Here is a 26,386-nt window from a genome sequence, read left to right on the forward strand (position 1 = left end):
ATTCGGCCATGAAGATTGAGTTCAGAGAAAACGGCTCCATTGGTATCGAGACGGGCGGTAAGCTGGTGCTTCGGCAGGGCGAACAGGAGGTTGTCATCGAAAAGCCCAGGGTTTCACTCTGCCGTTGCGGCCACTCGGCCAACAAGCCTTTTTGCGATGGAGCGCACAAGACCGCCGGATTCGTGGCCCCGGCAGCCGTTATCGAACTCAAGACTGACTCCTAAGCCGTCTGGCTCGAGCTTAGCTCAAAGAGAGCAAAAACACACTGAGCCCGCCTGCAAGCCATAAGATAGCGGGCGGAGGTTATCATGCCCATGCGCTATCGCAAACTTGGTCAATGGGGCCTGAAGGTCTCGGAAATCTCGCTGGGTGCCTGGGTCACCTATGGCGATGCCGTCAACGACCTCGAGCGAATCAAAGAGATCACCCACATCGCTTACGAGGGCGGCGTCAATTTCTTCGACAACGCCGATGTATACGCTAAGGGGCTGGCCGAGGAGCTGATGAGCAAGGCCCTGCTGGAGCAGTTCCCCCGCCACGAGCTGGTTCTCTCGAGCAAGGTCTTCTGGCCCACCAGCGACGATGCCAACGGACGGGGCCTTTCGCGCAAGCACGTGCGGGAAAGCCTGGAGCGCAGCCTGAAGCGCATGGGCACCGACTACCTCGACCTCTACTTCTGCCACCGCCACGACCCCGAGGTGCCCATGGAAGAGATTGTGACCACCATGAGCAACCTGGTAGACCGGGGCCTGGTGCTCTACTGGGGGACTTCGGAGTGGCCGGCAGCCCGCATTGTGGAGGCCGTGCAGTTTGCCAGGGCCAACGGCCTGCATCCGCCTGCAGTGGAGCAGCCGCAATACTCGATGCTCTACCGCGAACGGGTCGAGCAAGAAATCCTGCCCGAGGCCGAGCGCTTTGGACTGGGCATGGTGGTCTGGAGCCCCCTGGCCATGGGGATGCTCACCGGGCGCTACGACAAGGGCATTCCCAAAGACAGCCGCTTCGAGCGCTACCCGCAGTTTGGTAGCCGCTTCCTGACCGACGAGAATGTGAAAAAGGTCAAGGCCCTCAAAAAGGTGGCCAGCGAGCTGGGCCTCTCCCGTACCCAGCTGGCCCTGGCCTGGGTCTTGCGGCAAAAGGGCGTGAGCAGTGCCATTACCGGGGCCACCAAACCCGAACAGCTCAAGGAAAGCCTGGGGGCTGCAGGGGTGGATTTGCCGCAGGAGGCTCTGGAGCGCATCGAGAAGATTCTGGGCAAAGCCTGAAGATGGCCCAAAGCTAAACGCCGAAGGCTTTTTTCGGAACTTTGGCGCGGAAACCCGGTTTACGGCATTCACCCGACATGGTTCCGCTTCCAGCCTTCGGCTTCGGGCCTCCAGCCTCACAACGCCAGGATGTACTTGGCTAGCCGAACGATGTCGTTTTGCAGGTTGAGGGTTTTGCGTTCCTGAGGCCGATCTTTGAGTTCGCGTATCTTGGCGGCAATTTTGCGGGGCTGGCGAATGTAGTATCCCAGCTTTTCGTGCAGAATGAGTTCGACGTTGCCGTATTCCTGCGGCCACACATAATCGCAAACAATTAGGTCTTTGTGCTGCGAAAGCACCTCGGCAATGGTAGCAGGGCCCGCCTTGGAAACCACCACGTTGGAAACGTTGATCAGTTCGTACATCTGCTTGGTGAACCCAAACAGAATCAGGTTGGCAATCTGGTTCTTTTGCTTGAAAGCCTCGAGCTGGCGGTAGAGCTTCTGGTTGTAGCCACACACCACCACCACATTGATACCCTCAATTTTGACCAACTCACGCACCAGGCCAAAGCTGATTTTGAGACCCGCCCCACCTCCCGTCACCAGTACGGTGTAAGGGTGAATCAGGCCCCACTCCTGGCGCAGGCGGGCCACCTCCTCGGGCGCCAGGGTTTGGTCGTATTTGGGGTCAATCAGGGTCTGGAAGTAGTGCAGGTTTTCAGGGGGAACCCGGTAGCGCCTTGCAATGCTGTAGGCTTCGGGGCTAGCCACCACGTACTGGTCTTTGGTATCAATGAACCAGTACAGGTGCGGGCTGAAAATATCGCTCACCACCGTAAGGGTCTTGGGTTTATGCTTCCGCACGTAGGGCAGTCGGCGAAAACCGTGGTTAACTGGATAGCAGTAAATGATCTTGTCGGGGCGAAACTCCTCCAGGTATTCGTTGATGGCCGGAGCCAGACGCATCCCCAGTACCCGCGCAAAGGACTGAATGGCCGGGCGGGTCTGGTAGAAGGCTTGAAACACCGTAAACAACCAGCGCTGTTTGTTGACGGCAAAGTTGTAGCCGTCCTGAATGGCTTGGGCAATCCAGCGCGGCCCCACATCGAAAAAATTGAACAGGCGAATCTCGGATTCGGGCTCGAGTTCGGTTAGCAGTTTGTGCAGGTTCTGGGCCAGGGCAAAATGCCCGCCCCCCGCCTTGGTATAGACCAATAGGATGCGCTGTGGCATAAAGAGCATGGCCGCAGGGCCATGCTCCTATAGATTAGACCATTTGAAGATTGGTATGGTTTGCCGCATCAGCGAATCATGCCGAGTCGGTCGAGCCAGCGAACCTTATCCTGGGTGCTGGGCTGGGAGAGGTCTTTGGCACCTACCAGGGTTTCGTGCATCTGGTCGTAGTCGTCCAGCAGATACCAGGCCTGGGCAATGGCAGCCAGGCTGAACCATTCGTGGTACACATCGGACTGCCAGCGGAAGCGGGTCAGGGCTGTAGTCAGGCGCTGCACTGCCTCGTCGGGTTGGTGGCGATCCAGGGCGTTCACCCCCAGAATCAGCTGGGACATGGCATAAGCACTTTCGCTGCCCAGGTTGCGGGCTTGCTGTTCAATTTCCAGCCCCAGTTTCCGAACGGTGTTTTTGTACTCGAGGCTTTCCTCGCGGTCAATCAACAGTTGCCAGGTTCGAGCAATGAGCGCCTCCACCTTTTCGACCATTTCGCCGCAATCAACCATATACGACCGGCTCACTTCAAACTCCTTCATACCGTAAGAAACGCTGTGTAAACGTTTCCACGGCAACCTATCAAGTATAGCAATCGGCGGCGTCAAAGTACAGGTGTTGGCACTTAATATCGGGCCATACCCAGATACCCCGTCTAGGTATTGCTTTTTGGGGAACGTAAGAAATACAGGCTCGGGGAATTGAGAGGGCGATTAGTCCAAAATACACAGCTTTTGCATAACTACAGGTGACACCAACCTCACGAGTTATCGAGAGGTTAACCATGCCCCCTCATCCGGCAACACCCCAGGCGCAGTCAGTCGCGTTCCTGTCACTGCTACCAAATAGCTCAGTCGGGGTGTCACCACCTTCTCCCGCTCAGGAGAGAAGGCAAGAGGCACGCCTAGATTTGGTATGCGTTGTGAGAGCGGCCTGGCCAAATGGATGGACTTGCCTCAGCCAAGCGGCTGGTGGCACAGCCACACCCCACTGCGTGCCCGCCAGCCCTCGGGCAGCTCGAGGGCTTTGCTGGGCGGCGGCACCGCCATCACCTTGTGCCCGACAATGCTGAACTCGAGGGCCGTAAACAGCCTGTCGAGGGCCTGACCCAGCGGGCGGGTTTCCAGGGGGCTGAAACGCAGACGGGGTAGCTTGGCCTCCAGGCTCTTGCAACCGGCATAGGGCAACAGCTCGGCAGGGTCGCGCCAGCGCCGGGGCGGCCCGATTAGCAGCTCTGCCAGCACCAGCGCCAGGCCCGGATGGCGCCGCAAAAACTCTTCGGGGTCGAACTCGAGCGAAAGCTCCAGGCTCACCTCCACGTCCTGCCACACTTCACGTTTCACAGCACTCGCCATACCTCAGCTTGCAATAAAGCCGGCGCACGGTCAAGCGCAAATTACCCGTGCTGGACGACGAATAAGACCATACGAGCCTTGACACTCCAGTAGCGAAAGTGTCAAATCTTGGAAAAATCTCAGTTTGCTGCTAACCAGCGCAGCCAGCGGGCTTTGCTGGCATACTCGGTCTGGCGTTTGAAGGCGTTTGCCTGTGAGTGGGTCTCGAGGGCCTGTACCGCATCGCCCAGGTTGCCCCAGGCCAGGGCAATGGCTTTCAGGCAAGACCACTGTCCCTGCTCGTCATATAGAAAGCGATACACCGCCAGCGCCCTCGACAAGAGCCCAATGGCCGCGTGGCTATCCCCCTCGTAAAGGGTGCTCACCCCCCAGATAAAAAGGCTCTGGGCCCAGGCCCGGTTATTGCCGGAGCGCCGTGCCAGATGTTCTGCCCTGCGAGCCAGCACTGCCGCCTCCAGAGGTTGCTGCTCGAGCTGGTTCCAAGCATCTGAAAGGAGTTGTTGCAGGTTTTCGCGCACGGTAGGTTGGTGGACGTCGGTCAAGGTACTCATTGCCAAGGGTCAGGGTAGCAGCTTATGCCGGGTTGTTCGGCGCATTCGTCACCAACCGGATTTACTTAACGCTCAGGGTTCTTTTACGGGCTAAATATCACCAAACCAGGGGGCGGCAAGACACGCTGCCTATCTTCCGTTCAGGTTAGGCTATGGTCATGCTGGAAAGCCTGAAAAACCTCTTGCCTCAAAAGGTCAGCACTGCTCCTGCCGACCTCGAGACCCACGGCAAAGACGAAAGCTACCCCGTGCGCCGCCCACCCCTGGCGGTGGTCTTTGCCGAGAGCCTTTCAGACATTCAGACCACCCTGGCCTGGGCACAGGAGCACCACCTGCCGGTGATCCCCTTCGGGGCCGGCACCAGCATCGAAGGGCACGTGATCCCCCAGGGACAGGCCATCTCGCTCGATGTTTCCAGGATGAACCGCGTGCTTGAGGTTCGGCCCCAGGACTTCATGGCGGTGGTGGAGCCGGGCCTGACCCGCAAGGCCCTGAACGAAGCCCTCAAGGGCACCGGATTGTTTTTTCCCGTAGACCCCGGTGCGGATGCCAGCCTGGGCGGCATGGCGGCCACCAATGCCTCGGGCACCACCACCGTGCGCTACGGTGGCATGCGGCAGAACGTGCTGGCGTTGCAGGTGGTGCTGGCCAGCGGCCAGGTGCTGGAACTGGGCCGGGGGGTTCGCAAAACCAGCGCAGGCTACAACCTCAAGGATCTGTTCATCGGCTCCGAAGGCACCCTGGGCATCATCACGCGGCTGACCTTGAGGCTGCACCCCATCCCCGAGCACATCCACACCTTGCGGGTCTTCTTCGAAAGTCTTTCCGACACCGCCCAGGCTGCCTACGCCGTGATGGCCAGTGGGCTGCCGGTGGCCAGGCTGGAACTGGTGGACGAGGTGGGCATTCGGGCCATCAACCGCTACCTGGCCCGCAGCTACCCCGAAAAACCGGCTTTGTTTGTGGAATTTCATTCCTCAACCAAAGAAGCCTTGGAAGCCGAGTCGAGCATGGCCCTGGGGCTGATGCAAGAAGCCGGGGCCATCAGCATAGACAGCGCCCGCACCCAGGAGGAGCGCACCGCCCAGTGGGAGGCCCGGCACCAGGCCTACTGGGCATTGGTCAACCTGTTTCCCGGCAAGGAGTACCTCTCCACCGATACCGCTGTGCCCATCTCTAAAATGCCCGACCTGGTGGAGTACTCCAGCCGCTTGCTGCACGAGCTGGGCCTGACCGGCAACATCCTGGGGCATGTGGGCGACGGTAATTTTCACACCCTGGTGGTGTGCGAACCGGGCGATCAGCGAGCCGAGGTATTCTCTGAACGACTGGTAGAGCACACCCTGGCCCTGGGTGGCACCTGCACCGGCGAACACGGGGTGGGGTTGCGCAAGAAAAAATACCTTTCCAAAGAACACGGCCCCGCCCTGGACTGGATGCGGCAGATCAAGCAGCTCTTCGACCCCCAGAACCTGCTCAACCCAGGTAAGATTTTCGATTGAGCGGTTCCTGTCAGACGCTCACGGGGCGAGTTGACCCTTACCCCACGGCGTTGGGAGGGTTGGGGAGGATCTCGAGCAAGGCCCCACACCGGCATACGCTGCATTGATGCAGGCTTACTCCTGCTTAAAAGCGATAGTGGAGACGCAATCCGAGGCATGAAGACAGCCCTACAATAGGGTGGTCTACGTAACCCTGCTCCAAGCAGCCAGGGCTCACCCGGTGCGCTCTGTGGGGGGCTATGGAAGCCGGGGAGAACTCGAGGCCCACGGCGCAAACCTGCTGTGTGAGCATCCTCTACAGCTACCGCAGTGCGTGGCTAGTTTAGAAGGCCCAGCCCCGGCGCACAGTGGTTTTTAGGTAGCTTGAACTGGTTCAGGAAGCCATCCGAGCGCTGCGACATCCAGATGCCGATATCGTTGTGGCGCGAGACGAACTGTCGGATAGGCCCCCCGGCCTTGCCAAAGGCATCGGTAAAAAACACCTCGGGGCCGTTCGCGTTGTACCAGTAGACCGGCCCGTGGTAGGACTCGCGGTTGCAGCCGCGCAAGCCGGTGAAGCCCCTGAACACCTGCTCGGTGTAGTGCAACTCGCTCAGGTTGGCCGGGTTCATGGTGGTGATGGGGTCGAAGGCGGCAGTGGAGGCGATCACCTCCACCTTGTCGGCCAGGCGCAGCTTAAAGGCCCAGATTTCGTAGAGCGAGCCTGGGCTCTGGGTGTGGCAGCCGGTTCCGGGAAGGGTCATCACGCTGCGGCCAATGTCGTTATTGGGATCGGCGTCGTTCAGGGTAGGGTCGCGCTCGCAGATGGAGCCCACCAGGCCCGTGTCGGCCATACCCTGTACGCTTACCCGGTGTCCACTGGGGGCCACCAGGTCGAACATCAGGGAGTGCTGGCGCACGCTGTAACGCCGCACCCCGCCGGTGCCCATGTGGGCCACGATACGGGTACTGGTCAGGGCAGTGCGGTCTTCGTCGTTGCGGGTGCCCCGGTTGGCCACAAACACCTTGAAGCCCTCGTGGGCCTCGGGCATGCCGGCCAGCTTACCCACGTAGCCGAAAGGTGGCAGATCCGGGTTGGCCAGACTGGTGCGGGGGTCGTCGCCGTGTTCGTGGGTAAAGTAGCAGTTGTACTCGGGATCCACTGGTGGGTGCCAGGTTGGATACAGCTCCCCGTCGGGGCCGCGCACCGTGTGACGGTTGTGTACCCAGTCCGGGCAGGCCTGCCCCGCCACAGGCGCGGGTTGGCCGGGTGGCAGTACCGGGGGACTGGCATCCGGTGCGTTGCATCCCAGCAACGAAACCAGGGCCCAAAGCAGAAGGGTTTGTTTCTGCATGGAACCTCCTCTACTGAGCCTATCAACCTGTTTTGAAGCAAAGTTCAAGGAGTGCTTTAACTTTGCTTTACTTAACGCAGCGTGGCCCGGGCCTCGAGGCGCACCTCCACCGGGTCGTTGACGCGAAGGAACAGCAGGCTGGGCGGGTTTAGTTTCCACTCCGAAAAGCTGGTGCTGAACCCCCCGACAAACCGATAGGTACTGCCCTCACGGGTCAGTTTGCCGCTAATCCGCACTGCCCGCCGGGTGCCGCTAATCTCCAGGGTGCCGCTCAGCACGGCATCCTCGCCGGTCTGTACCAGCCGTTCGACCTCGAGGCAGCTTTGGGGGAAGCGGTTGACATCAAACACCCCTCGAGCATCGGCATCGCGCAGGACATTGCCCGAGTCGAAACGGCCCAGCTCCACACACACCTGGCCCGAAGCCTCGCCGGTCTGGTTGTTCCAGCGCACCATGCCGCGCACGCTGGTATTGGTTCCTTCCCAGCGGCCCAGGCTGTAGCTGGCCGCATAGGTCACCCGCCCTTCAATGGCGTACTGGTTGGTCTGGGCCTGCGACAGGCCACAGAACAAGCCAACCAGCAGGGGGATGAAGAATTTGCGGTGAATCATGGTTTCTCTCCTGTTCTTGAGGCGCGTCTACCGGACTTCAAGTACCTCCGGGACGGGCTCGGCCAGAACTCCCCCCAAAATACGCATCGCCACCTCATCTGGATGCAGGGCCGTTTTGGGAGCCCCACCCAGGGGAGCCCACAAACCCGTGGCGACGGCAGGCAAGCGCACCAGGCAGAAACGCACCCCCTCGCGGCGGAACTCCTTGCGGGCCACGTTTAGCAGGCCCTCGGCCCCAAGCTTGGTCGCCAGGTACGCCGAGAGCCCGGGAACTGCAATCAACTCGGGGTATACGCCCAGCACCGCCACCCGGGCCTGGGGGTTGAACCGGGCATATTTGAGCAGTAAGGCCAGGCCCCCCAGGTTCGCCGCCGTGATGCGCTCGAGGTCGGCCATGCTCTGTTCGCGCAGACCCGCCTTCTGCACTGCCCCCGCCGCATACAGCAGCAGGTCCAGCGGCCCCACCTCCTCGGCCAGGGCCTGTACCTCGAGCTCGTTGCCGAGCTCGGCAGGAACCGCCAGTGCGCTAAGGTCGCGGGCCAGGCTGGCCAGAGTCTGCCCATTGCGCCCGGAAAGCCACAAACGGCTTGCCCGGCCTGCCAGATGACGCGCTAACGACTGCCCAATACCGCCCGTGGCTCCAATCAACAGGGTATTCACGCTTTGAGCGTACGGTTGTTGTGGTTTTTACACCGTGGGGCAGAAGCAAATCAGGGAACAACCTCAAAACGCCTTGGAGAATACTTCTTTGGTCGCCTGATCAGCGGACATCGGCAGGCCAATGTAGTAGCCCTGGGCATAGTGGCAGCCATGGCGGGCCAGCCACTCGAGCTGCGCCCGGTTCTCCACCCCTTCCGCCAGGGTCTTGAGGCCGAACGCATTGGCCAGTTGCAGCATGGCCCGCAGGATGTCTTCGGAGGCGCGGTTGCTGCCGATTTCACTCACGAAGCTTTTGTCTATTTTGATGAGATCAATGGGTACTTGTTTGAGGTGGGCCAGCGAGGAGTAGCCCATGCCGAAGTCGTCGAGGGCCACCCGCACACCCAGCCCGCGCAACGCCACCAGCCCCCCCAACCATTTCTGCCGCTCGGGCAACAAGGCCGACTCGGTGATCTCGAGCCATAACATGCTGGGCTGGAGCGTCTCCTCGACCAGCGAGCGCACCACCTCCCGCACCCAGTTGGGGTGGGCCAGGGTAACGGCAGAAAAATTGATGGCCAGCTCACCGCCCAGCCGCCTTTGATCCTGCACGGCTTGTTTGAGCACGGCCAGATCAAGTTCGCCAATCAGACCGGCCTCTTCGGCCAGGGGCACAAACTCGCCGGGGTGTAAAAGGCCGCGGGCGGGGTGTTCCCAGCGCACCAGGGCTTCCCATTTGCTCACATGGCGGCTCTGAATGTTCAGGATGGGCTGGTACTGGATCAGGAAGCGGCCCTCCTGAATGGTCTTGCGGAGTTGCTGTACGGTCTCGAGGCGCTCCAGGGAGTTGATGTCCTGGGTGGGGTCGTAGATGGCAATCGCGGTGCGGGCGTGCTTGGCCTGGTACATGGCCACATCGGCGGCGCGGGCCAGTTCGTCGAGGGTCTGGCCGTGCTCGGGGTAGAGCGCCACCCCCAGGCTGGCCTGGGCGTGAATGGCGTGCTCGCCCAGGGTAAAGGGCGTGTCGAAGACCCCATTTACCCGGCGGGCTGCGGCCAGGGCCGAGGTGCGGTCGGCGGAGGGCAGCAGTACCGCAAACTCGTCGCCCCCCATGCGGGCCAGCAGATCGCCCTGGCGCAGCACCTCCTTAATGCGCTGGGCAATCTGGCGCAGGAGTTCATCGCCTACCTGATGGCCCAGGGTGTCGTTGACGACTTTAAAATTGTCCAGGTCAAGGTAGATCAGGGCCGGGGTCTCGCGCTTGCGGCGGTCGGCCACAAAAACCGTCTCGGCCACCGCCCACAGCTTACGGCGGTTGGGCAGGTCGGTGAGGGGGTCGTGGTAGGCCAGATACTCGATACGGGCTTGCTGGCGCTTGCGTTCACCCACATCGCGGATGGAAATCATGACCTGTTTGTGGCCGGCAATCTGCACCAGCACGCCCAGAGCCTCGACCTCGAGTTCACGCCCCTCCCGGGCCACCAACCGAATCTCCTCCACCGTGTCGGGCTCGCCCCCCAGAATGCGCTGCACCCGCTCGGCCACCCGTGGCAACGACTCGGGGTGCACCAACTGGGTCAGGGGCTGCCCCACCACCTCCTCCAGGCGCTCATAGCCCAGCGCCCGCAAGCCAGCCGGGTTGAGGTAGAGCACCTTGGAGCCATCGTATAGCGCTACCGCATCGGGTAAGGTTTCCAGGAGGGTGCGGTAAATGGCTTCCTGTTCGCGCAGGGCTTCGTAGACCTGGGCGCGGTCTATGGCCAGACTGAGTTGCCCAGCGACCCCTTCCAAAAAGCGCACGTCGCGCTGCTCAAAATCCGCGGTACGGCTGCTGGCAAGCAGCACCCCCTGGACGCTGCCCTTTACCAGCAAAGGTACCGCAATCAGGCTACGCTCTCCCAGCAAACCGGCCTTGCTGCGCTCTTCGGTGCTGTACAGCACCACCGTTTCGGCGGAGCGGGCCGCCCGCAGCACAATCTCGTGGGTCGGGCCAAAATGATCAGGCAGGGTTTGCTTACCGCCCGACCAGATCTGACGCAGGCCCTCGCCGTTGGGTTGATAGGCTGCCACACTGTCAAAGCGCGGATGTTCATGCAGGGTATCCACCACCCCACGCATCAAGGCGGCGGGCTCGAGGTCGCGGGCCAGCCCGTCGCGCACCTTGGAGAAAAGGGCGAGCTCGAGGTTGCGCTCCTCAGCCTGGGCCTGGCTTTTCCGCATAGCCACTTCCGCAGCCCAACGGCGGTCATACTGAAATCGGAACAGCCCCATCGCCAGGCAGGCCGCCAGCCCTGCGCCGGTCATCAGTTGGGCAAAGTTGGTCAGCCCCGATTCCCACTGGGCCTCTACCGTGTTGAGCAAGAACATCTGGAGGGGTGCATTGAGCACCCCCACCAACCCTGCACCCCACAGGCCCAGACTCCAGCTCAGCAAAAGCAATGCCGGTAACGAGAGAACCAGCAAATAGTAGCCATACAGCGAGTACAGTGCGGGGAAAACAAGCGAATATACCCCAAGCCCCACCAGACCCAGCACCAGCTCGAGCCTCCGCTGCAGTAGCCAGGTCGTCCACTGTGCTAGCAAAAACCCAACCTCCCCTCGAATATGCTCTTCAGTCTATACGCTAGCATCTGAATGATGGTCGCATTCACGGCCTGCCGCGTGCTTCTTGTAGTTGCATCTGCACGTTGTGAGTCTACAGGAGAAAAATGTCCCATCTAACGTTATTTACACTTCATAACCAGGTAACGTTTGTGCCGCTAGCGGGGTCACGTGCAAAACCTTCATTCACAACGAGAACTAGCGGATTCACTGCGATGGTTGGTTTTCGCACGTAACGGCCCGCCGCACAACCATGAGCGGATTATCATTCAAAGCTCACCCAAAGCAATCCGTTCGCGCAGCGCCTCTGCCTGGCGGCGAAGGGTAGCTTGCTCCTCCAGGCTGCGCTTGTCCCAGGTCTTGTACAGCACCCCCAGGCGGGGATTGCCCTCCAGCAGGGCGCGATGCTGGGCCATGAAGTCCCAGTACAGGCTGTTGAAGGGGCAGGCTTGCTCGCCCAGGGTCTCGCCCACTTTATAAACGCAGTGCTGGCAGTGGTTGCCCATGCGGGCGATGTACTTCCCACTGGCCGCATAGGGCTTGGAGGAAAGGATGGGCGAGGCAAAGACCCCCATGCCCAGCACATTGGGCACCATTACCCAGTCGGCGGAGTCCACAAAGGCCGCCACAAACCAGGCATTAAGGGCTTGCGGTTCGATGCCATAAAGGAGCGCAAAGTTGGCCAGCACCATCAGTCGCTCGATGTGGTGGGCGTAGCCGCGCTGCTGAACGCGCTGCAATACGGTAGATAAGCAACGCATACGGGTGGGCGCACCCCAGAAGAGCGGCGGTACAGGCCGGTGGGCCTGAAGCTGGTTGGCCTGCAGGAGCCCGGGCATCTCGCGGCGGTACACGTGGTAGATGTACTCGCGCCAGCCGATCACCTGCCGCACAAAACCCTCGATGCTGGCAAGGGGAATGCCACCCTTTTCGTACTCGGCCAGGGCCCGCTCCACCACCTCGGCCGGGTGCAGCAAGCCCAGGTTGAGGGCCGGGGAGAGCAGCGAGTGATTCAGGCTCCAGCTCTGCTCCACCAGGGCATCCTGGTAGGGGCCAAAGGCCGCCAGACGGTGCTGCACGAAATCCTCCAGAGCCTGTAGGGCTTGCTGCCGGGTTATGGGCCACTCGAAACCCTCCAGGAAACCAAAATGCCCCCTGAACTTCTCCCGTACGGTCTCGAAGGCCGCCAGTGTGAGGGCATCGGGGGCAAAACGGCGCGGGGCCGGGGGCCGGTAGCCTGGGGGCGGCGCCTTGCGGTTCTCGGCATCGTAGTTCCAGGCACCCCCCACCGGCTGGCCCTTGTGCATCAGGTAGCCGGTACGCTGGCGCATAAAGCGGTAGAAATACTCGAGGCGGTAGGTCTGGCGCTTCCCCGCCCAGCGGTCAAAATCCTCCGGCTGCAACAACCAGAGCCGGTTGGGTAGCAGGTGATACCTGCCGCCCTGGCCTTCCACGATGGCCCCCACCCGCTCGGCGAAGCCATAGTCGGCGGGCTGCATCTGGTACAGGGTTTCGCCGGGGTAGGCCTGGAAAAACGCTTGCAGGGCTTCGAGCAGGGTATCGGCCTGCAGGTAGATGACCTCCCTTCCGCCCGCCCGCAGCTCCTGGGCAAAGTGGCGCATGGCGCTGAAAAAGAGCACCAGCTTTTGCGGGTGCATGGGCGGGGTACGCCCCAGCTCGTAGGCCTCCAGGAGCAGCACCCGCTGGGGCGATAGCTGCTGCACTGCGGCATGGTTGAGCTGGTCGCCGAGAATCCAGAGGGTCATGCGAAGGTCAAGAGCCTGGGGCCAAGGGTCTAGGGCCAAAGATTGTCAGCGAACTCCTTGCAGGTAAGCCGCAATAGGGCCCACCGCAGCGCCGTTGCGGCTGGTCAGGATGTCCAGGTGCGTGAGGCCCGGCAGGATTCGGATGTCTACTCGAGTACTGGGGAACACCTCCCCTACACTTTGAAAATTGCTGGTTTGCGGGAGCAACCCCCGCCCTGCGCCCAGGGCCAGCACCGGATACGCCAGCGAGCGCGGCCTCAGCTCGGGCATGGCCACATCGTAGGCCGAGATGTCGAGGGAGAGGCGGTAAGGGAAAAACCACTCCGAGAAGCCGGTGGTAGGGTTGGCATACGATGAGATAAATTCCATCGGGTCGGTGGCCTCGCCGCTATCGCGCCACTCCACCCGGCCCCCCCGGGGGCCCCGGATGGTGTAGACCACACTCCCCACAAAAAAGCTGAACAGGCTAATCCCCTCGCGCCCGGTGGACTGCCCCACCGAGACCGAGAAAATGGGCGACAGGGCATAGCGGTCGTCCACGCGGGAAAGGGCCGCCGCCAGCCGGCTCGCCCGGAAAGGCACCCAGCCTGGTGGGGCGTCGGCCTGGGGGTTCTGCGCGGTCATGAAGGCCTGGGCTTCGGCCTGGGCAAAGCCCACCGGGTTGAGCCCGAAAGCGTTGATGTAGGGCGGGGCCCTGCCTTCAAGCAGTTCGTTGAGCCCGGCCAGCCGCCCAAAACCCCCTTCGGTGCCGCCAAAGTATTGCTCACGGGTGAGGGGAATCAGGCGGGGTGCGCCATCCAGCAAAATCAGGCCGCTGATTTTATCGCCCCGGTACAGCGCAAAGAGCGAGGCCAGGCTCGCACCCAGCGAGTGCCCGGCCAGCACCACAGGACTGGTGCTTCGGGCCTGGTCGACCACCTGCTCGAGGTCGTCCAGGTGTACCTTCAGGCCCCAGTCCTTGAGGAAGGGAAAATCGGGCAGCTGGTAGTTCTGGTAGTAGGCCCAGGGGTCGGGCGATGTAAAGCCCCGGCGGTCCTCGAGGCCGTTGGCCCGCCGATCCCAGGCCCAGACCGCCCAGCCAGGGGCCGCCAGCACCAGCCGTCGGGCCAGGGCCTCAAAATTGGTGGCACCCCCCAAGAACCCCGGCACCAAAACGATGGTGCCGCGCGGGGTTCCCTGGGCCGGGTAGACCAGCACGTAACTTCGGTCCAGAGCCGCCCCCGCTGCCGTCGGTGCGCCCGGAATAGCCCGGTACTCGGCCTGGCCTGTCCAGCGCGCGGGCTGAGCCAGGCCTGTACCCAGCAGAACCATAGCCAGAACCACCCACCTACGCATACCCTTCTATCCTGAGGCCACCAGGGGGTTCAGACTTGACCAGAGCCCACAAAAAAGGGTGGGCCGAAGCCCACCCTCTAGCCTGCTTTGCCCTTATGGGCTGCCAAAACTATCCTCGACCACGATCACCTCGAGGGTCTGGCCGGCCAGCAAGCCTACCGCAAAGACGCTGTAGACCTTGCCGCCTTCAAAGCCCACCCCCTCGAGCGGCAGCGCTACCGTGGTGGTGCCGGTGGGACGTACCTCGAGGTTGTAAACCCCCGCCGGAACCGTGCCGTAGCCGGAAATCTGGTTGAAAGCCAGGTTGCGGAACAGCACCGGCCCCCCTTTGAGGGCCACATCTACCGCCGGGGCATCCGGCGAGGCATGCACGATGCGAACCTTGGCCACCCCTTCGGCAGGGGCGATGCGGTCTTCGACCAGCCGGGCCTTGAGGGTCGAGGCCGTACCCAGCGCCATGACCGTGTAGTACTTACCCGCCTGCACGCGGATGGCTACATCGGCCACCTTCACCGGGTTCTGCCCGGGGGTCTGCACGGTCAGGGTCAGGCTGCCGGCGGGCACCTCGGCGTAGTAGGTCACATCCTTGAAAGCCTGGGCCTCAAAAACCTTGTTACCGCCGGAGAGGATATCCACCGCCGGGGCATCGGGCACCAGATGGGCAAAGCGCACAAAGGCTGTGTTGCCACCCCCCTGAGCTAGGGCAAAACCCAGCACCAGCATCAGGCCCGCGATCAATTTCATCCACCGCATACGACGCTCCTTTCTACCGACAGGGTTTATATACTTGCCAGGTCATCGTATCGTGAGACGCGCAGTTCAGCAACCTCTCTGGCCTACAGAGCCCCTACCTGGGAAAAACTAAATACATCGTCGTAGAGATGTCCGTACACCTCCGGGTTTCCGGGAGGGATTGACATAGAGCTCCCTCCCTACCACGTAGGGAGGGCCGGGGAGGGTATCGGGCAAGGCCCAGCAATCAACTGGCTGCACCAAGTCGCTGTTCGGCAACCCCACCTAACCTCCCCCACACGGTAGGGGAGGAACGAAAGGGCGTCTGCTACGGCTTTTGCCAGAGCATACTGCGTAGTTCGTGCCGCAATGGGCAGCTCTGTAAGGGTTCTAAACCTTGTACAGGCGCAACTTGAAAGCGCCCCCGCTGACCGACGGGGGCGCCGCACCCGGGCTAGCTATTTGGGCAAAAGAACTGTGTCAATCACGTGAATGATCCCGTTGCTGGCTTGAATATCCACTGCCGTGACGGTGGAGTTGCCGTTCAGAATTACCTTGCCATCCTTCACCGCAATGGTCACGTTTTGCCCCTCCACGGTTTTAGCTTCTTTGAGATTCACGACCTGGCTCGAGGGCACCCGTCCAGCCACCACATGGTAGGTCAAAACCTTGGTCAGGGCTGCCTTGTCGGCCAGCAGTTTATCCAGGTCGGCCTTGGGTATCTTGGCAAAGGCTTCATTGGTGGGCGCAAAGACGGTGAAGGGGCCAGGGCCCGAGAGGGTTTGGACCAGTCCGGCGGCCTGGACGGCGGCCAGCAGGGTGCTGAAGTTGGGGTTGGTAGCCACAATCTGCGCGATGGTCTGGTTCTGGGTGGTGCTCTGGGCGCTGGTCAGGGTCAGGCCGAGGGCGGCCAGGGCCAAGCTGCCTGCTACAAACAATGCCTTGAGTTTCATTTCCTACCTCCCTGTACAACTTGGATTGGGTTAGAGGTCAAGTCTTTACCTGCACCCAGGCCGTTGGTATCGGCTTTGGGCTGATGAACACTTACCTCGCAACCTCTGATGACTACGTTATACGTTGAGGATTAGTACAACATTTGTCCAAGTTACGTTCAGATTTGTAGGGCATGCAACACATCGAAGCCCAGTAAGAACCATCCCTGCACAATGATGGCGAGGCCAAACCCCTTCTGCAACGGTTTTGGGCGCAGCCACAAAGCCAGCCCTACCGCCACATACAGGGCATCGAGCCCAGCATTAATCCAAAGGAACTGGCGGAGGCTTGCTGGGTCGGGCTCGGCTCCCAGCCAGCCTCCATAGGCAATCGCCGCGTTTACCAAGGCCCAGACTCCGGTCATGAACCAGAACGGCCTCCAGAAGGCATGTTGAGTGCGCCACAAACCGAAAAGAGCGCCCGCCAAACACACCAGTGCCCACAGCAGCAGTTGCTGGGCTATGCGTTCCCCCACCAGCTCACTCAAGTCTTCCTCCCTTTGGCCTGGCCTCTGCAGCGTTCCGAACAGTACTTCACATCCGGCCAGTTCTGGGCCCATTTCTTGCGCCACTGAAAGGGCCGACCACAAACCGGACATACCTTGACCGGTAGGTGTGTTTTGAAGCCTTTGTACCGCATATACAATCCCTGGAAATTGAGTATCGGGGTAGAGCTTCGTAGAGATGCTCGTTTGCTGTCGCCAGTTACGGGCCGCATGTCACAGGTCAGACGAGGGCTGAGGCTGCCCCGGTAACACCTGCTTTTAGCGTTTGACCTTGATCGCCCACAAATCCTCAACCGGTGCAAACCCTTGCTCGAGGGCATGCTGGTGGCAGCCAACGGTGGGCAGATAGGATTTTTGTCTAGCCACTAGAAACCTCTGGCCTTCGGCTCCTGACTCTCTGCCGCCATGCCCGGCTTTTTGGCGATCTTCTCGGCAGCCGCCAGGTAGCGTCGGCGGGCAAACTCCAGATCCAGCACCGGGGCTTTGTAGGGCTGGGCAAGGCCGTTCGATTCGGGCACCCAGCGCTTGAGCCAGACGCCGCCGGGGTCGTGGGTCTCGGCCTGGGTGATCAGGTTGAAAACCCGAAAGTAGGGCGCCGCATCCACGCCCAGCCCGCCTGCCCAGTGCCAGCCTTGCAGGTTGGAGGCGTTGTCTCCGTCGAGCAAGAGGTCACGGAAAGCCCGCTCGCATTTCTGCCAGGGCAAGAGGGCCAGCTTGACCGCAAACTGCGCCACTACCATGCGGCCCCGGTTCGAGAGGAAGCCTGTGGCCCGTAGTTCACGCATGCAGGCGTCTACTACCGGGATACCGGTCTGGCCGTGCAGCCAGGCAGCAAAAAGCTCGCTGTCGTCGTTCCAGGGGAGGTCGTTCCAGCGGGGGTCGTAGGCGGAAGAGAGCATCTCGGGACGGTGATAGAGCAGATCGCCGCTAAAGTCGCGCCAGCACAGCTCGTTTACCCATTTGCGGGCTCCCTCGCCACCCACTTGCAGGGCTCGGCGGGCGGCCAGGCGGGGCGAGAGCACCCCCAGGGTGAAGTAGTAGGAAAGCCTCGAGACCCCTTCCCCGGCCAGCCCATCACGGGTCTGGTGGTACTGGGGCAATTTATTGTGGAGAAAGGCCTCGAGCGCCCGCAGGGCCGCTTCCTCCCCCACCGGCGGGAGCGGAACGTCCGAAGCCTCTTCGGGGATGCTGCCCAGGTCGTAGCCGGGCGGAGGGGTCACGCTGGGGAAATGGGCGGGTGCCTCGAGCAAAACCGGCTCCTGGGCGGCCCACCAGCGTTTGGAGAAGGGGGTGAAGACGGTGTAAGGGCCTCCGTCGGGCTTCAGAATGGTGCCCGGTTCGTGGATGTACTGGCCCTCGAGCCAGCGAACCTGGCCCGGCAAGGCCTCCTGTACCTTCCGATCCCGAAACTGGGCGTAAGGGGTCGAATTACGAACCGCAAAAACACCCTTCACCCCCAGTTCACCCACCACTTGGGGCAACACCTCCCAGGGAAGGCCGGTGCGAACCAGCAGGCTACCCCCCCGCCGCCTGTACCCCTCACGCAGCGCGGCTACATTCTGATAAAACCAGGCTCGCCGGCGCGGGCTGGTGTTTTGCAAAATGCTGGGGTCAAACACCACCAGGCCCACCACCGGGCCCGCTTTCAGGGCTTCGCCAAGGGCGGGGTTGTCGTGCAAACGAAGATCGGCGCGGTGCCAGACCAGATTCACACTTTGAATCATCGGCCATTTGTGCGCACGGAACCTGGGCCTGGATTGCTAATCCAAAAAAATCGGTACTGGTAACCCAATCTCGGAACGCTGGCCTACGCAACATCCAAGTCGCCCAGCCACGTTAAGATGTGAAGCATGATCGTGGACGCCCACCTCGACCTGGCCCACAACGCAGTAGACCTGGGGCGCGACCTGACCCTGCCACTTGCGGCGTTGCGCAAACAGGACGCCCACCCCGATGTGCCCGTCGTGACCCTGCCTGCCCTTCGAGAAGGCAACATAGGCATCTGTTTTGCAACCCTCTGGGTAGATCCGCGCAAGTACACTGACCCGCAGACCGCTCACCAGCAAGCCCTGCGGCAACTCGAGGTGTATCTGCGCTGGGAAGAACAGGGGTGGGTACGCATTCTGCGCGATCAGGCCAGCCTGCAAAAGCATCTGGCGTTGTGGCCGGAGGACCACGTAACCGCCCTGGTCATCCTGATCGAGGGCGCCGAGTGTATCCGCGAACCCGGCGAGGTGGGGTTCTGGAAGGCGCAGGGGGTACGGCTCATCGGTCCTGCCTGGAACCGCACCCGCTACTCGGGCGGAACCCGCGAACCCGGCGGCCTGAGCGAGCTGGGGTTTGAACTGATTCACGCTATGGACGAGAACCGCCTGGCCCTGGACTTCTCCCACATGGACGAACAAGCCTTCTGGCAGGCCCTGGAGGTATTCGAGGGGTCAGTTTGCGCTACCCACAGCAACCCTCGAGCCTTGCTCGGGGGCGAAGAGCCCCCTTTTGCCAACCGCCACCTGAGCGATGCCATGATCCGGGCCATCGGCCAGCGGGGCGGGGTGATCGGCACGGTGCTCTTTGGGTTTTTCCTGGAACACACCTGGCAACGCGGCATGGAGCGTGTGAAGCTGGAAGTGGTCGGACGGCACATGGCCCACACCGCCAGCCTGATTGGATGGGACAAAGTGGGCATCGGCTCCGACTTTGATGGAGGCTTTGGCCTGCACGAAAACCCGGAGGGCCTGAACCAGCCCTCCGACCTGCAAAAAATCGGGGGCCTGGTTCCCGAACCTTTCCGAAGTGGGGTACTGGGGGAGAACTGGCTTCGCTGGTTGCAAACCGCCCTGCCATAAGGCCCATTTTGAATCTAAAATCCGACCCGTTCGTGGTATAACGGGGGCTGTGAATCTTTCTAGCCTGTGGATCGGACTGGTAGCGGGGGCTTTTGGGGGACTGGTGGGCCTGGGCGGGGGCATTGTGGCCATGCCCCTGATGGTGGCTTTCCTCAAGCTCACCCAACACAAAGCCGTGGCAACCAGTCTGGTGATGGTGGTTTTTACTGGGCTGGCGGGTGCGCTCTCCTATGCTACCCAGGGTACGGTGGACTGGGTAGCAGCCCTGCTGATCTTCCCTACCGCCATGATCACCGCCAACCTTGGGGCCCGGTTTGCCAATCGGTTGCCCGAGTGGAAACTCAAGCGGGTCTTCGGCTGGTACCTGATTTTTGTGGCTCTGTCGCTCCTGCTCAAGCCCTATATCCCCCACGTAGAGGAGCCTTTGCAAGGCTGGGTACGGGTGCTGCCCCTGATTCTTACGGGTGTGGTCGCCGGCTTTGCCTCGGGGATGCTGGGGGTGGGGGGCGGCACCATCACCGTGCCGATAATGGTCTTGCTGGTGGGCCTCGAGCAGCACACTGCCCAGGGCACCTCCCTGCTGGCCATGATTCCTTCGGCCCTGGTGGGGTCTTACACACACTACCGCCACGGCAATCTGGCCCAGGAGTACGTGCCGGGGCTGGTGGTGGGCATTCTGGTGGGGGCCTTTGCGGGCGGTCTGGTGGCCAATCAGCTACCTGAATTCTGGCTGCGGGTGGTGTTTGCAGTGGTGTTGATCTGGACTGCCACACGCTATGTCGGGGCCCAGCCCAAACACCAACCAGCATAGCCTTGGCACTCTGGACCACAGCAAAGCCAATCTTTCTGAAGCCAGCGGGTTGTCATTTGGGCGAGATTTTCTCAGCCATGTCTACCTCAAAGGATTCTAAGTGCAGACACACCTCGATACCCCATACACCACAACCTCGAGTCTTCCCCAAAAAATCGCCAGGCAGACAACCGCCAAGGCGCAAGCACTAATCTGGACTAAACACTTATACTCTATAAATCATATCGGGCTTTCCAGGGAGCCCTTTTCTACCCTGTACGCTAAACTCTTGTTTGGGAGTTGGGTTATTTGAAGCTTTGGAAGACAAGCTACCGTTACTTCGTGAACGCTCCGACGGGCGGTAAATTATGAGCGATACCGTTATCCGTCGGGCTTTGCTGTTCAGCTTATTGCTGCTGGGAATCTTGCTGGTCACCGTGACCCGGCAATCGGCCCCTACCTTGCCGGGCGAGTTTGCCGCCCGCACCGCCCCTTTGTTTGGCTTCTCCTTTCGCCTGGGTCAGAATGCCAGGGCCAGCCTGGCCGCTATATTTGACCGCCGCGACCTGCGGGCCGAGCAACGCCGGATGCAAGCCGAGCTGCAACAACTCCGGCAAGAAAACCAGCGCCTGACGCTGGAAAACCGCAAGCTTCAGGCCACCTTGCGCGTACAGGCTGTTCAGGGTTTGGGGGTGGCGGCGGTTGCGCCTGTGATTGACGACGATGCTTCAGGGCTTTATCGAAGGCTTTTTTTAGGGGCTGGTTCGGCCCAGGGTTTGCGGGTCGGAATGCCGGTCACAACTGCCAGTGGACTGGTAGGGGTCATCACCGAGGTCACGCCAAACAATGCCGTGGTTCGCACAGTGCTCGACCCCGAATCGCGGGTGGGGGTACGGCTTGCAGGCGCCCCAGGGCGCGGTATTGCTTATGGCGCCCCCCCTCGCATGTTGCGGGTTGAGATTGCTCCAGAGGCCAGCGTCAAACCTGGTGACAAAGTGGTGACCGGCGCTTTGCTGGGCCTCTATCCTGCAGGCATCTCGGTTGGAACGGTGGAGCAGGTCTTGCCCACCTCGCCCGGAGCGCTCAAAAAGGTTTTGCTTGTGCGGCCTGCAGTACAGCTCTCGCTCCTGGAGGAGGTACAGGTACTCAAGCCCTTATGAATACACGCAAGTTCATCCCCTCGAGGGCGCTCCTGAGCGGTGTCAATCCGGTTCGTTCAGCCCGTCATCAGGCATGGCTGCGGATTGAACCGTTGCAAAAACGCCTGGCTCTGCTTCCGCCCGGTCTCACAACCCCCGTGCTACCTGAACCCTCTTTTTGTTCCCTATGCGAATCCTTTTGATTGTTGTATTGGCTTTTGTACTCCAGGGCTTTGTTTCTGGACTGCTTGGAGACAGTTTTGCGCCCCCGGATCTGATTTATCTGGCGGCTTTGTTGCTGGTTGCCTCGGTGTCGCCTTTTGTCGGTCTGCCGCTGGCCTTTATCCTGGGGTTGCTGCAAGACCTGCTCTCGGCAGGGTATCCGGGGCTGCATGCGGTGGGGCTCTTACTTGCCGCCTATGCCTACTACCGCCTTTCACGGCTGGTACACTGGGACGAGTTAGCCGGTCAGGCCGTCATTTTGGGGGGGAGCTTCGTGGCCAAATGGCTCGGAATTCTGCTGGTGGCATTTTGGCTGCGGCTCGGCGCATTCAACCCTCTCACGCTCTGGTCGGTTATCGTACCGGAGATGCTGCTGACCCTTCTTTTAGCGCCATTTGCCATTCAACTCTCCCGGCAACTTTTTGCAGTTCGCAGCAAATAGAGGTAGCGCGTGAACAGCCGTGTCTGGATTTTGCTGGGGCTTTTTTACCTCCTGTTGCTGCTGTTTGTAGGGCGGCTATGGCAGTTACAGGTGCTTCAGTACGAGCAGTATGCCACCCGCAGCCAGGGCAACTACCTTCGCACCGAAACCTCGCTAGCCCCCAGGGGGCGCATTCTGGACCGCAACGGGCAGGTAATCGCTACCAACCGACTGGCGGTGGATTTGATTTACCTGGGTGGGGAAGTACATTTCAAGGAGCGCATTCTGGCTCTGGCCGGGCTCAAGGAACTGCCCAGGGTAGAGCGGGAGCCGGTAGAGCTGATGGTGAACATTCCGGAGGCGCTCGTGCCCACCCTGGCCGAGCTGACCGCCGGGGAGCCCAATCTGAAGCTCCTGGAGCGTATCGAGCGGGTTTACCCCAATCCCATTGCCGGGCCGGTGATTGGGTACACCGCCCTGCCCAGCCAGGAACAGCTCAAGGAAGGCTACGACCCCGAGGAGCTGGTAGGAGCAGCGGGCCTCGAGGCCGCCCTGGAAGCCCAGCTCAAGGGCATCAAAGGGGTGGTGCTGGCCGAGGTGAATGCCCGGGGGCAGCGGGTGCGTTTTGAAGAACTCAAAGAACCCCAGGCCGGCACCGATGTGTACCTGACCCTCGACCTGAATCTCCAACGGGCTGCCGAGCAGGCGCTACGGGAGGGGGTGGAGGACATCAACCGCATCCGCCTTCGCTATGGGCTTCCACTGGCCCGGCAGGCCAAAGGGGCCATCGTGGCCCTCGACCCGCGCAACGGCGAGGTGCTGGCCATGGCCACCGCCCCCGCCTTCGACCCCAACCTATTTGGCCGCAGACCTCGCCCCAACGACAAAATCCGTGAGCTGTTTGCCGACAAAGACCGACCCACCCTGAACCGGGCGGTGAATGCCTATCCCCCGGGCTCCACCTACAAGCTGGCCACCTCGAGCCTGGCTCTGGAAAGCGGCTACGTGAGCCCCGGCACGGCCTACCGCTGCAGCCCGTATATCGTGTTTGGCGGCATCCGGCGCAACTGGGCGCGGGTGGATATGGGCATGATGACCGTGAAGGAAGCCATTGCCCAGAGCTGCAACACCTGGTACTACCAGGTGGCCATGCTCGACCCCATCGGCATGGTGAACAAGCTCCACAAGCGGGCACTGGAGTTGGGGGTGGGCCGCCCGACCGGGCTCGAGATCGGCGAACAGACCGGCATTGTGCCCACCCTGCAATGGAAGCGGCAGAACATCCCCAAAGACCCCCGCTGGTGGCCCGGCGAAACCCTCTCGATTGCCATCGGGCAGGGCTACAACAAAGCCACCCCTGTCCAGATTGCCCGCATGCTGGCTACCATCGCCCAGAGCGGCAACCAACCCGAGCTGCACCTGGTGTTACGCATTGGCAACCAGGCCATCCAGAGGCCCAATACCCAGGTACCGGGCAAATACTGGAAGGAACTGCAAGACGGGCTGCGCAAGACCGTTACCTGGGGCACTGCCAAGCACGTGCTGGGCAACTTTCCTGTATCTACTGCTGGCAAGACCGGCACCGCCCAGAACGAAACCCTGACCCCCGGCCTCGAGCACGCCTGGTACATGGGCTACGGCCCGGTAGACCCTGCCGACCCTCGCCCCCCTTTGGTGGTGGTGGCCTTCTTCGAAAACGGCGGTGAGGGCAGTGGGGTGGCCCTGCCCGCCGTGCGCAAGGTCATGGCGGCGTACTGGAAAGTGGGGCAGGATTTCGCGGCCCGCTAGGGTTTGCCAGGCCCAGCCGGGCCAGAATCAGGGCGGTCACCCGCTCACCCCCCATCGCAACCGCCGGCACCGACTGCCCGGGAAAAATGGTCTCTCCTACCCGCCACAGGTTGGGAAAGGGGGTTCGGGGGCTGGGGGTGCGGAAAGGGTGTTTTTGCGGATACCCCCCCACCCAGCCATCCTGTCGGCGGGTGTAAAAGTGGTAGGTACGGGGGGTTCCGCCCAGCACAAGCAATGCCGACTCCCGGATACCCGGAATCTGCCGTTCTACCTGTCGGAGAACCCGTTCCTGCCAGGCTTGTTTCTGGGCCTGATAGCCTTCTTTGGATAAGCCCCGCCACTCGGCCAACCGGGTATGCACCGAGGCCGACAAGACCCGCCAGCCCGCCGGGCCCCGCAAGGGGTCGCCGGCATCCGCCAGGCTTACAAAAGTCCAGTCGCCCTCCCCCGCCCACTGCCGGTAAGGGGCCCCCGGGGGAACCATGCCCTCGGGCACCACGGCGTGCAGCATGAAAGCCCCCCAGCCGTCTGCGGGCGGCGGCGGCTGGGGGCCATCCGGTATGAGCGCCGCCAGGTCGCCGAGGGTCAGGTTGGCGATAAAAACGTCGGCCTCGAGCACCTCGCGTTCACCCCGCCGACGACCCCCCAGTGCGACCTCCACGGCCTCCACCCGCCCGTTGCGAACCCGTAGCCGTTCGACCCGGTGCCGGTACAGCACCCGGCCCCCGTGCATCCGGACGGCTTCCGCCAGGGTTTCGGCGATGGCCCCCATCCCCCCCTGAGGCAGGGCAGGGCTGCGGTGGGGTAGGTCGAGCGCGGCTGCGCCAAAGAGCGCATAGGTGCCCCTGGCATCGGTCTGGGAGGCAATCAGCAGCTGGGCATCCAGAAAGCGCCTGAAGATGGGGTCGGCAGGCGCATGGGCCACCGTGGGCCGCAGCAAATCGGCCAGAAGGCCCCCCAGGTCGGCCAGGTTTTCCAGCGCCCAGGGCAGTCCCTTCCGCACAAGCTGCCGCAGTTCCTGGGCATCGGCGGGTGGGAAGGGCAGGCCCTGGGCCAGTTTCCACAGGGCCAGGGCACGGCGCTCTTGCCAAGCCCAGAACCCTTGCACGCTTCTGCCGAAGGCCTCTCGCTGGGCCTCGAGTTCAAAGGCCCGGCCCACCGGACGCATCACCACCCGGCCATCCGGGAGCCAGACCTCCATGAGCGGTTCGCCCGGGGCCAACTTGCGCACCGGGAAGCGAACCCCCAACCGGCGCTCGAGCCGGGTAAAAACCCCCTCCTCGTCGAAACCGGCCAGCAACGTAGCCCCCGCATCGAAGCGAAAGCCCCGATGCCAGAAGGTGCCCGCCGAGCCGCCGGGGTAGGTATGGTGCTCGAGCACGCTGACCTCGAGGCCCGCCTGCGCCAGCAAAGCGGCGGTGGTAAGCCCCCCCACCCCCGCGCCGATCACCACCACTTTCATCAAGGCTTATTCTGCGATTCCTGGCGACCAGAGACTTACGGGATGGTTACAGTCTCGAGCAGGTCTTGGATGGATACACACCTCGAGGCCAAAGTTGCACCCGCCGAGAAGCCCGATTCCAACGCGATGCTCACTTACAGGAGCATTGCCCCAACTCACAGCCAGGGCCATGGGCTTTCAGCTTTCAGCCCTGGGCTTTTAGCCAATCAAAAGCGTGGCTTTGCACGTGCATCCAACGGAGACCAAAACTCATCGCTTGAGTTCACGCACGTAAGCCAGCACCGTATCGGGGTCGCGGAAGGCATTCACGTTACGCCAGATGCGCTCGATGCGGCCTCTGGGGTTTACCAGAATGGTATCGCGGTTGTAGAAACCAAAAATCCCCCCTACCTTGAAGAGCCTTGCCAGGGTGCCGTCCCGGTCGGGGAGCATGGCCCCTTTGAGGGCCATCTGCTCGATGAAGGCGCACTGGTCGGCGGCGGGGTCGGCGCTCACCCCAAAAATTTCAACCCCAAGCTTGTCAAACTCGCCGTAGAGCTCGGCATAGCGCTTGCCCTGGGCGGTGCAGCCAGGTGAGCTGGCCTTGGGGTAAAACCAGAACAAGAGGTACTTGCCCTCCCTGGCCACAGCCGCCAGGTCAACGGGCTTGCCGTAGGAGTCCTGCACTTTGGGCAAGGACACCGGGTCGCCGGGGGCCAGGGCCAGCACCGGGGCCAGCAGCAAAAGCAAAAACCACAGGCGTTTCATACCCTCGAGTCTGCCCGCAAAGGGCCCCACCTTGCTGTGGGCCAGGCTTCAAGTCGGGGCAGGTTCAGGCTGGGTAGAGGTAGCGCCCGCTTTGGCCTCGAGGTATTCCAGCACCCTTTTAGCATCCTGGCTTAGTACACGACAAAACTTTGAGAAAGGCTAAGAATAAGGGCCAGCCCCCGCCAGGAGGTGGCCCATGGAAGAGCATAAACGATTGGTTGAGCTGATACCACCCCAGCTTGGATATCACCTGGCCCGGGTCAACCTGATTGCGGCCATTGTGTTGGCCCTGGTAAGGGTCAGAACGGTGAACCTGACCCAGGTGGCCCCAAGCTCCAACTATCGTCGCCTACAACGCTTCTTTGAGGGCTTTGAGCTGTGCCAGTTAAAGCTGGCCAAGTGGGTGCTGAGCCTGCTCGAAGCCGACGAGAGGGGTTGGATAGTGGCGCTGGATCGTACCGAGTGGGCGTTTGGCAGACAGCAGTTGAATGTGATGATGCTGGGGGTGGTGTACCAGGGGTTGACCCTGCCCCTGGTGTGGAGGGTGCTGGATAAGGACGGTCATAGCCATACCGAC

General features: G+C 61.7%; 25 protein-coding genes and 1 pseudogene. 9 read left to right on the plus strand and 17 right to left on the minus strand.

All coding sequences use genetic code 11. The annotated features are described in order from the left end of the window. The first annotated feature begins 8 nt into the window (after positions 1 to 8). Positions 9 to 224, plus strand: coding sequence for a CDGSH iron-sulfur domain-containing protein (locus J3L12_RS08260; protein WP_208014576.1), 216 nt, complete (start codon positions 9 to 11; stop codon positions 222 to 224). A 90-nt stretch (positions 225 to 314) separates the two neighbouring features. Continuing rightward, complete coding sequence (locus tag J3L12_RS08265; RefSeq protein WP_208014601.1) at positions 315 to 1,265, plus strand: aldo/keto reductase family protein; 951 nt, start codon at positions 315 to 317, stop codon at positions 1,263 to 1,265. Positions 1,266 to 1,381: 116 nt separating this feature from the next. Here J3L12_RS08265 and J3L12_RS08270 read toward each other — a convergent pair whose 3' ends face one another. The 4 genes from J3L12_RS08270 to J3L12_RS08285 form a co-directional block, all read right to left on the minus strand. Beyond that, the gene (locus tag J3L12_RS08270; protein ID WP_208014577.1) at positions 1,382 to 2,479 is read right to left on the minus strand and encodes a glycosyltransferase; all 1,098 of its coding nucleotides are present in this window, start codon (positions 2,477 to 2,479) and stop codon (positions 1,382 to 1,384) included. 68 nt (positions 2,480 to 2,547) lie between these two features. Continuing rightward, positions 2,548 to 2,997, minus strand: coding sequence for a hypothetical protein (locus tag J3L12_RS08275; RefSeq protein WP_208014578.1), 450 nt, complete (start codon positions 2,995 to 2,997; stop codon positions 2,548 to 2,550). 429 nt (positions 2,998 to 3,426) lie between these two features. Beyond that, positions 3,427 to 3,813 (minus strand): hypothetical protein, encoded by a 387-nt coding sequence (locus J3L12_RS08280; protein ID WP_347708866.1) that lies wholly within the window; start codon positions 3,811 to 3,813, stop codon positions 3,427 to 3,429. A 131-nt stretch (positions 3,814 to 3,944) separates the two neighbouring features. Further along, positions 3,945 to 4,376 carry a hypothetical protein gene (locus tag J3L12_RS08285; RefSeq protein WP_208014580.1) on the minus strand — a complete coding sequence of 144 codons (432 nt, stop codon included), beginning with the start codon at positions 4,374 to 4,376 and terminating at the stop codon, positions 3,945 to 3,947. Between the two features lie 152 nt (positions 4,377 to 4,528). On the opposite strand from J3L12_RS08285, the gene J3L12_RS08290 reads away from it, so the two are divergent. Further along, positions 4,529 to 5,878, plus strand: a complete 1,350-nt coding sequence (locus J3L12_RS08290; RefSeq protein WP_208014581.1) for an FAD-linked oxidase C-terminal domain-containing protein — start codon at positions 4,529 to 4,531, stop codon at positions 5,876 to 5,878. Between the two features lie 317 nt (positions 5,879 to 6,195). Here J3L12_RS08290 and J3L12_RS08295 read toward each other — a convergent pair whose 3' ends face one another. From J3L12_RS08295 to J3L12_RS08345, 11 genes are all read right to left on the minus strand, one after another. After that, on the minus strand, positions 6,196 to 7,212 hold the full coding sequence (locus J3L12_RS08295; protein ID WP_208014582.1) for a hypothetical protein: 1,017 nt from the start codon (positions 7,210 to 7,212) through the stop codon (positions 6,196 to 6,198). Between the two features lie 71 nt (positions 7,213 to 7,283). Continuing rightward, positions 7,284 to 7,823, minus strand: a complete 540-nt coding sequence (locus J3L12_RS08300; RefSeq protein WP_208014583.1) for a YceI family protein — start codon at positions 7,821 to 7,823, stop codon at positions 7,284 to 7,286. A gap of 27 nt (positions 7,824 to 7,850) precedes the next feature. Beyond that, the gene (locus J3L12_RS08305) at positions 7,851 to 8,483 is read right to left on the minus strand and encodes an SDR family NAD(P)-dependent oxidoreductase (RefSeq protein ID WP_208014584.1); all 633 of its coding nucleotides are present in this window, start codon (positions 8,481 to 8,483) and stop codon (positions 7,851 to 7,853) included. A 63-nt stretch (positions 8,484 to 8,546) separates the two neighbouring features. Next, positions 8,547 to 11,045, minus strand: coding sequence for an EAL domain-containing protein (locus tag J3L12_RS08310; protein ID WP_208014585.1), 2,499 nt, complete (start codon positions 11,043 to 11,045; stop codon positions 8,547 to 8,549). Between the two features lie 287 nt (positions 11,046 to 11,332). After that, on the minus strand, positions 11,333 to 12,829 hold the full coding sequence (locus J3L12_RS08315; protein WP_208014586.1) for a cryptochrome/photolyase family protein: 1,497 nt from the start codon (positions 12,827 to 12,829) through the stop codon (positions 11,333 to 11,335). A gap of 45 nt (positions 12,830 to 12,874) precedes the next feature. After that, positions 12,875 to 14,164, minus strand: a complete 1,290-nt coding sequence (locus J3L12_RS08320; RefSeq protein WP_208014587.1) for an alpha/beta fold hydrolase — start codon at positions 14,162 to 14,164, stop codon at positions 12,875 to 12,877. A 93-nt stretch (positions 14,165 to 14,257) separates the two neighbouring features. Further along, positions 14,258 to 14,917 carry a DUF4397 domain-containing protein gene (locus J3L12_RS08325; RefSeq protein WP_208014588.1) on the minus strand — a complete coding sequence of 220 codons (660 nt, stop codon included), beginning with the start codon at positions 14,915 to 14,917 and terminating at the stop codon, positions 14,258 to 14,260. Between the two features lie 437 nt (positions 14,918 to 15,354). Continuing rightward, positions 15,355 to 15,849, minus strand: a complete 495-nt coding sequence (locus J3L12_RS08330) for a fasciclin domain-containing protein (protein WP_208014589.1) — start codon at positions 15,847 to 15,849, stop codon at positions 15,355 to 15,357. A gap of 158 nt (positions 15,850 to 16,007) precedes the next feature. Continuing rightward, positions 16,008 to 16,376 (minus strand): hypothetical protein, encoded by a 369-nt coding sequence (locus J3L12_RS08335; protein WP_243455063.1) that lies wholly within the window; start codon positions 16,374 to 16,376, stop codon positions 16,008 to 16,010. After that, entirely contained in the window at positions 16,373 to 16,714 is a 342-nt protein-coding gene (locus J3L12_RS17090; protein WP_347708867.1) for a DUF2256 domain-containing protein, read from the minus strand. The genes J3L12_RS08335 and J3L12_RS17090 overlap by 4 nt, the downstream gene beginning before the upstream one ends. Before the next feature lie 45 nt (positions 16,715 to 16,759). Then, positions 16,760 to 18,106 (minus strand): deoxyribodipyrimidine photo-lyase, encoded by a 1,347-nt coding sequence (locus tag J3L12_RS08345; RefSeq protein ID WP_208014591.1) that lies wholly within the window; start codon positions 18,104 to 18,106, stop codon positions 16,760 to 16,762. 138 nt (positions 18,107 to 18,244) lie between these two features. On the opposite strand from J3L12_RS08345, the gene J3L12_RS08350 reads away from it, so the two are divergent. The 5 genes from J3L12_RS08350 to J3L12_RS08370 all read left to right on the plus strand — a co-directional run bounded on the left by J3L12_RS08350 (position 18,245) and on the right by J3L12_RS08370 (position 23,600). After that, positions 18,245 to 19,240: a membrane dipeptidase gene (locus tag J3L12_RS08350; protein WP_208014592.1), complete on the plus strand. Its 996-nt coding sequence runs from the start codon at positions 18,245 to 18,247 to the stop codon at positions 19,238 to 19,240. A 49-nt stretch (positions 19,241 to 19,289) separates the two neighbouring features. Beyond that, complete coding sequence (locus J3L12_RS08355) at positions 19,290 to 20,051, plus strand: sulfite exporter TauE/SafE family protein (RefSeq protein WP_208014593.1); 762 nt, start codon at positions 19,290 to 19,292, stop codon at positions 20,049 to 20,051. Between the two features lie 347 nt (positions 20,052 to 20,398). Next, positions 20,399 to 21,190, plus strand: a complete 792-nt coding sequence (gene mreC, locus J3L12_RS08360) for a rod shape-determining protein MreC (protein ID WP_208014594.1) — start codon at positions 20,399 to 20,401, stop codon at positions 21,188 to 21,190. 166 nt (positions 21,191 to 21,356) lie between these two features. Beyond that, a complete protein-coding gene (mreD, locus tag J3L12_RS08365) occupies positions 21,357 to 21,833 on the plus strand; it encodes a rod shape-determining protein MreD (RefSeq protein WP_208014595.1) in 477 nt (158 codons plus the stop codon). Between the two features lie 9 nt (positions 21,834 to 21,842). After that, complete coding sequence (locus tag J3L12_RS08370) at positions 21,843 to 23,600, plus strand: penicillin-binding transpeptidase domain-containing protein (RefSeq protein ID WP_208014596.1); 1,758 nt, start codon at positions 21,843 to 21,845, stop codon at positions 23,598 to 23,600. Here the strand turns inward: J3L12_RS08370 and J3L12_RS08375 are convergent. Together J3L12_RS08375 and J3L12_RS08380 are read right to left on the minus strand one after the other, a co-directional pair. Beyond that, positions 23,554 to 25,062 (minus strand): NAD(P)/FAD-dependent oxidoreductase, encoded by a 1,509-nt coding sequence (locus J3L12_RS08375; RefSeq protein WP_208014597.1) that lies wholly within the window; start codon positions 25,060 to 25,062, stop codon positions 23,554 to 23,556. The genes J3L12_RS08370 and J3L12_RS08375 overlap by 47 nt on opposite strands. 249 nt (positions 25,063 to 25,311) lie before the next feature. Then, positions 25,312 to 25,809 carry a peroxiredoxin gene (locus J3L12_RS08380; RefSeq protein ID WP_208014598.1) on the minus strand — a complete coding sequence of 166 codons (498 nt, stop codon included), beginning with the start codon at positions 25,807 to 25,809 and terminating at the stop codon, positions 25,312 to 25,314. A 196-nt stretch (positions 25,810 to 26,005) separates the two neighbouring features. Between J3L12_RS08380 and J3L12_RS08385 the strand changes: the two are divergent. Continuing rightward, positions 26,006 to 26,386, plus strand: a pseudogene (locus J3L12_RS08385) (hypothetical protein); the annotation flags it as partial.

Origin of the sequence: Meiothermus sp. CFH 77666 (assembly GCF_017497985.1) — a bacterium.
Taxonomy (GTDB): domain Bacteria; phylum Deinococcota; class Deinococci; order Deinococcales; family Thermaceae; genus Meiothermus.

What these genes read in the sequence shown, in the direction of transcription:
- J3L12_RS08260 (WP_208014576.1), top strand. Translation starts at nt 9, where the DNA reads ATGAAGATTGAGTTCAGAGAAAACGGCTCCATTGGTATCGAGACGGGC.
- J3L12_RS08265 (WP_208014601.1), top strand. Translation starts at nt 315, where the DNA reads ATGCGCTATCGCAAACTTGGTCAATGGGGCCTGAAGGTCTCGGAAATC.
- J3L12_RS08270 (WP_208014577.1), bottom strand. Translation starts at nt 2,479, where the DNA reads ATGCCACAGCGCATCCTATTGGTCTATACCAAGGCGGGGGGCGGGCAT.
- J3L12_RS08285 (WP_208014580.1), bottom strand. Translation starts at nt 4,376, where the DNA reads ATGAGTACCTTGACCGACGTCCACCAACCTACCGTGCGCGAAAACCTG.
- J3L12_RS08290 (WP_208014581.1), top strand. Translation starts at nt 4,529, where the DNA reads ATGGTCATGCTGGAAAGCCTGAAAAACCTCTTGCCTCAAAAGGTCAGC.
- J3L12_RS08295 (WP_208014582.1), bottom strand. Translation starts at nt 7,212, where the DNA reads ATGCAGAAACAAACCCTTCTGCTTTGGGCCCTGGTTTCGTTGCTGGGA.
- J3L12_RS08300 (WP_208014583.1), bottom strand. Translation starts at nt 7,823, where the DNA reads ATGATTCACCGCAAATTCTTCATCCCCCTGCTGGTTGGCTTGTTCTGT.
- J3L12_RS08315 (WP_208014586.1), bottom strand. Translation starts at nt 12,829, where the DNA reads ATGACCCTCTGGATTCTCGGCGACCAGCTCAACCATGCCGCAGTGCAG.
- J3L12_RS08320 (WP_208014587.1), bottom strand. Translation starts at nt 14,164, where the DNA reads ATGCGTAGGTGGGTGGTTCTGGCTATGGTTCTGCTGGGTACAGGCCTG.
- J3L12_RS08325 (WP_208014588.1), bottom strand. Translation starts at nt 14,917, where the DNA reads ATGCGGTGGATGAAATTGATCGCGGGCCTGATGCTGGTGCTGGGTTTT.
- J3L12_RS08330 (WP_208014589.1), bottom strand. Translation starts at nt 15,849, where the DNA reads ATGAAACTCAAGGCATTGTTTGTAGCAGGCAGCTTGGCCCTGGCCGCC.
- J3L12_RS17090 (WP_347708867.1), bottom strand. Translation starts at nt 16,714, where the DNA reads ATGCCCTCGAGCAAGGGTTTGCACCGGTTGAGGATTTGTGGGCGATCA.
- J3L12_RS08350 (WP_208014592.1), top strand. Translation starts at nt 18,245, where the DNA reads ATGATCGTGGACGCCCACCTCGACCTGGCCCACAACGCAGTAGACCTG.
- mreC (WP_208014594.1), top strand. Translation starts at nt 20,399, where the DNA reads ATGAGCGATACCGTTATCCGTCGGGCTTTGCTGTTCAGCTTATTGCTG.
- mreD (WP_208014595.1), top strand. Translation starts at nt 21,357, where the DNA reads ATGCGAATCCTTTTGATTGTTGTATTGGCTTTTGTACTCCAGGGCTTT.
- J3L12_RS08375 (WP_208014597.1), bottom strand. Translation starts at nt 25,062, where the DNA reads ATGAAAGTGGTGGTGATCGGCGCGGGGGTGGGGGGGCTTACCACCGCC.
- J3L12_RS08380 (WP_208014598.1), bottom strand. Translation starts at nt 25,809, where the DNA reads ATGAAACGCCTGTGGTTTTTGCTTTTGCTGCTGGCCCCGGTGCTGGCC.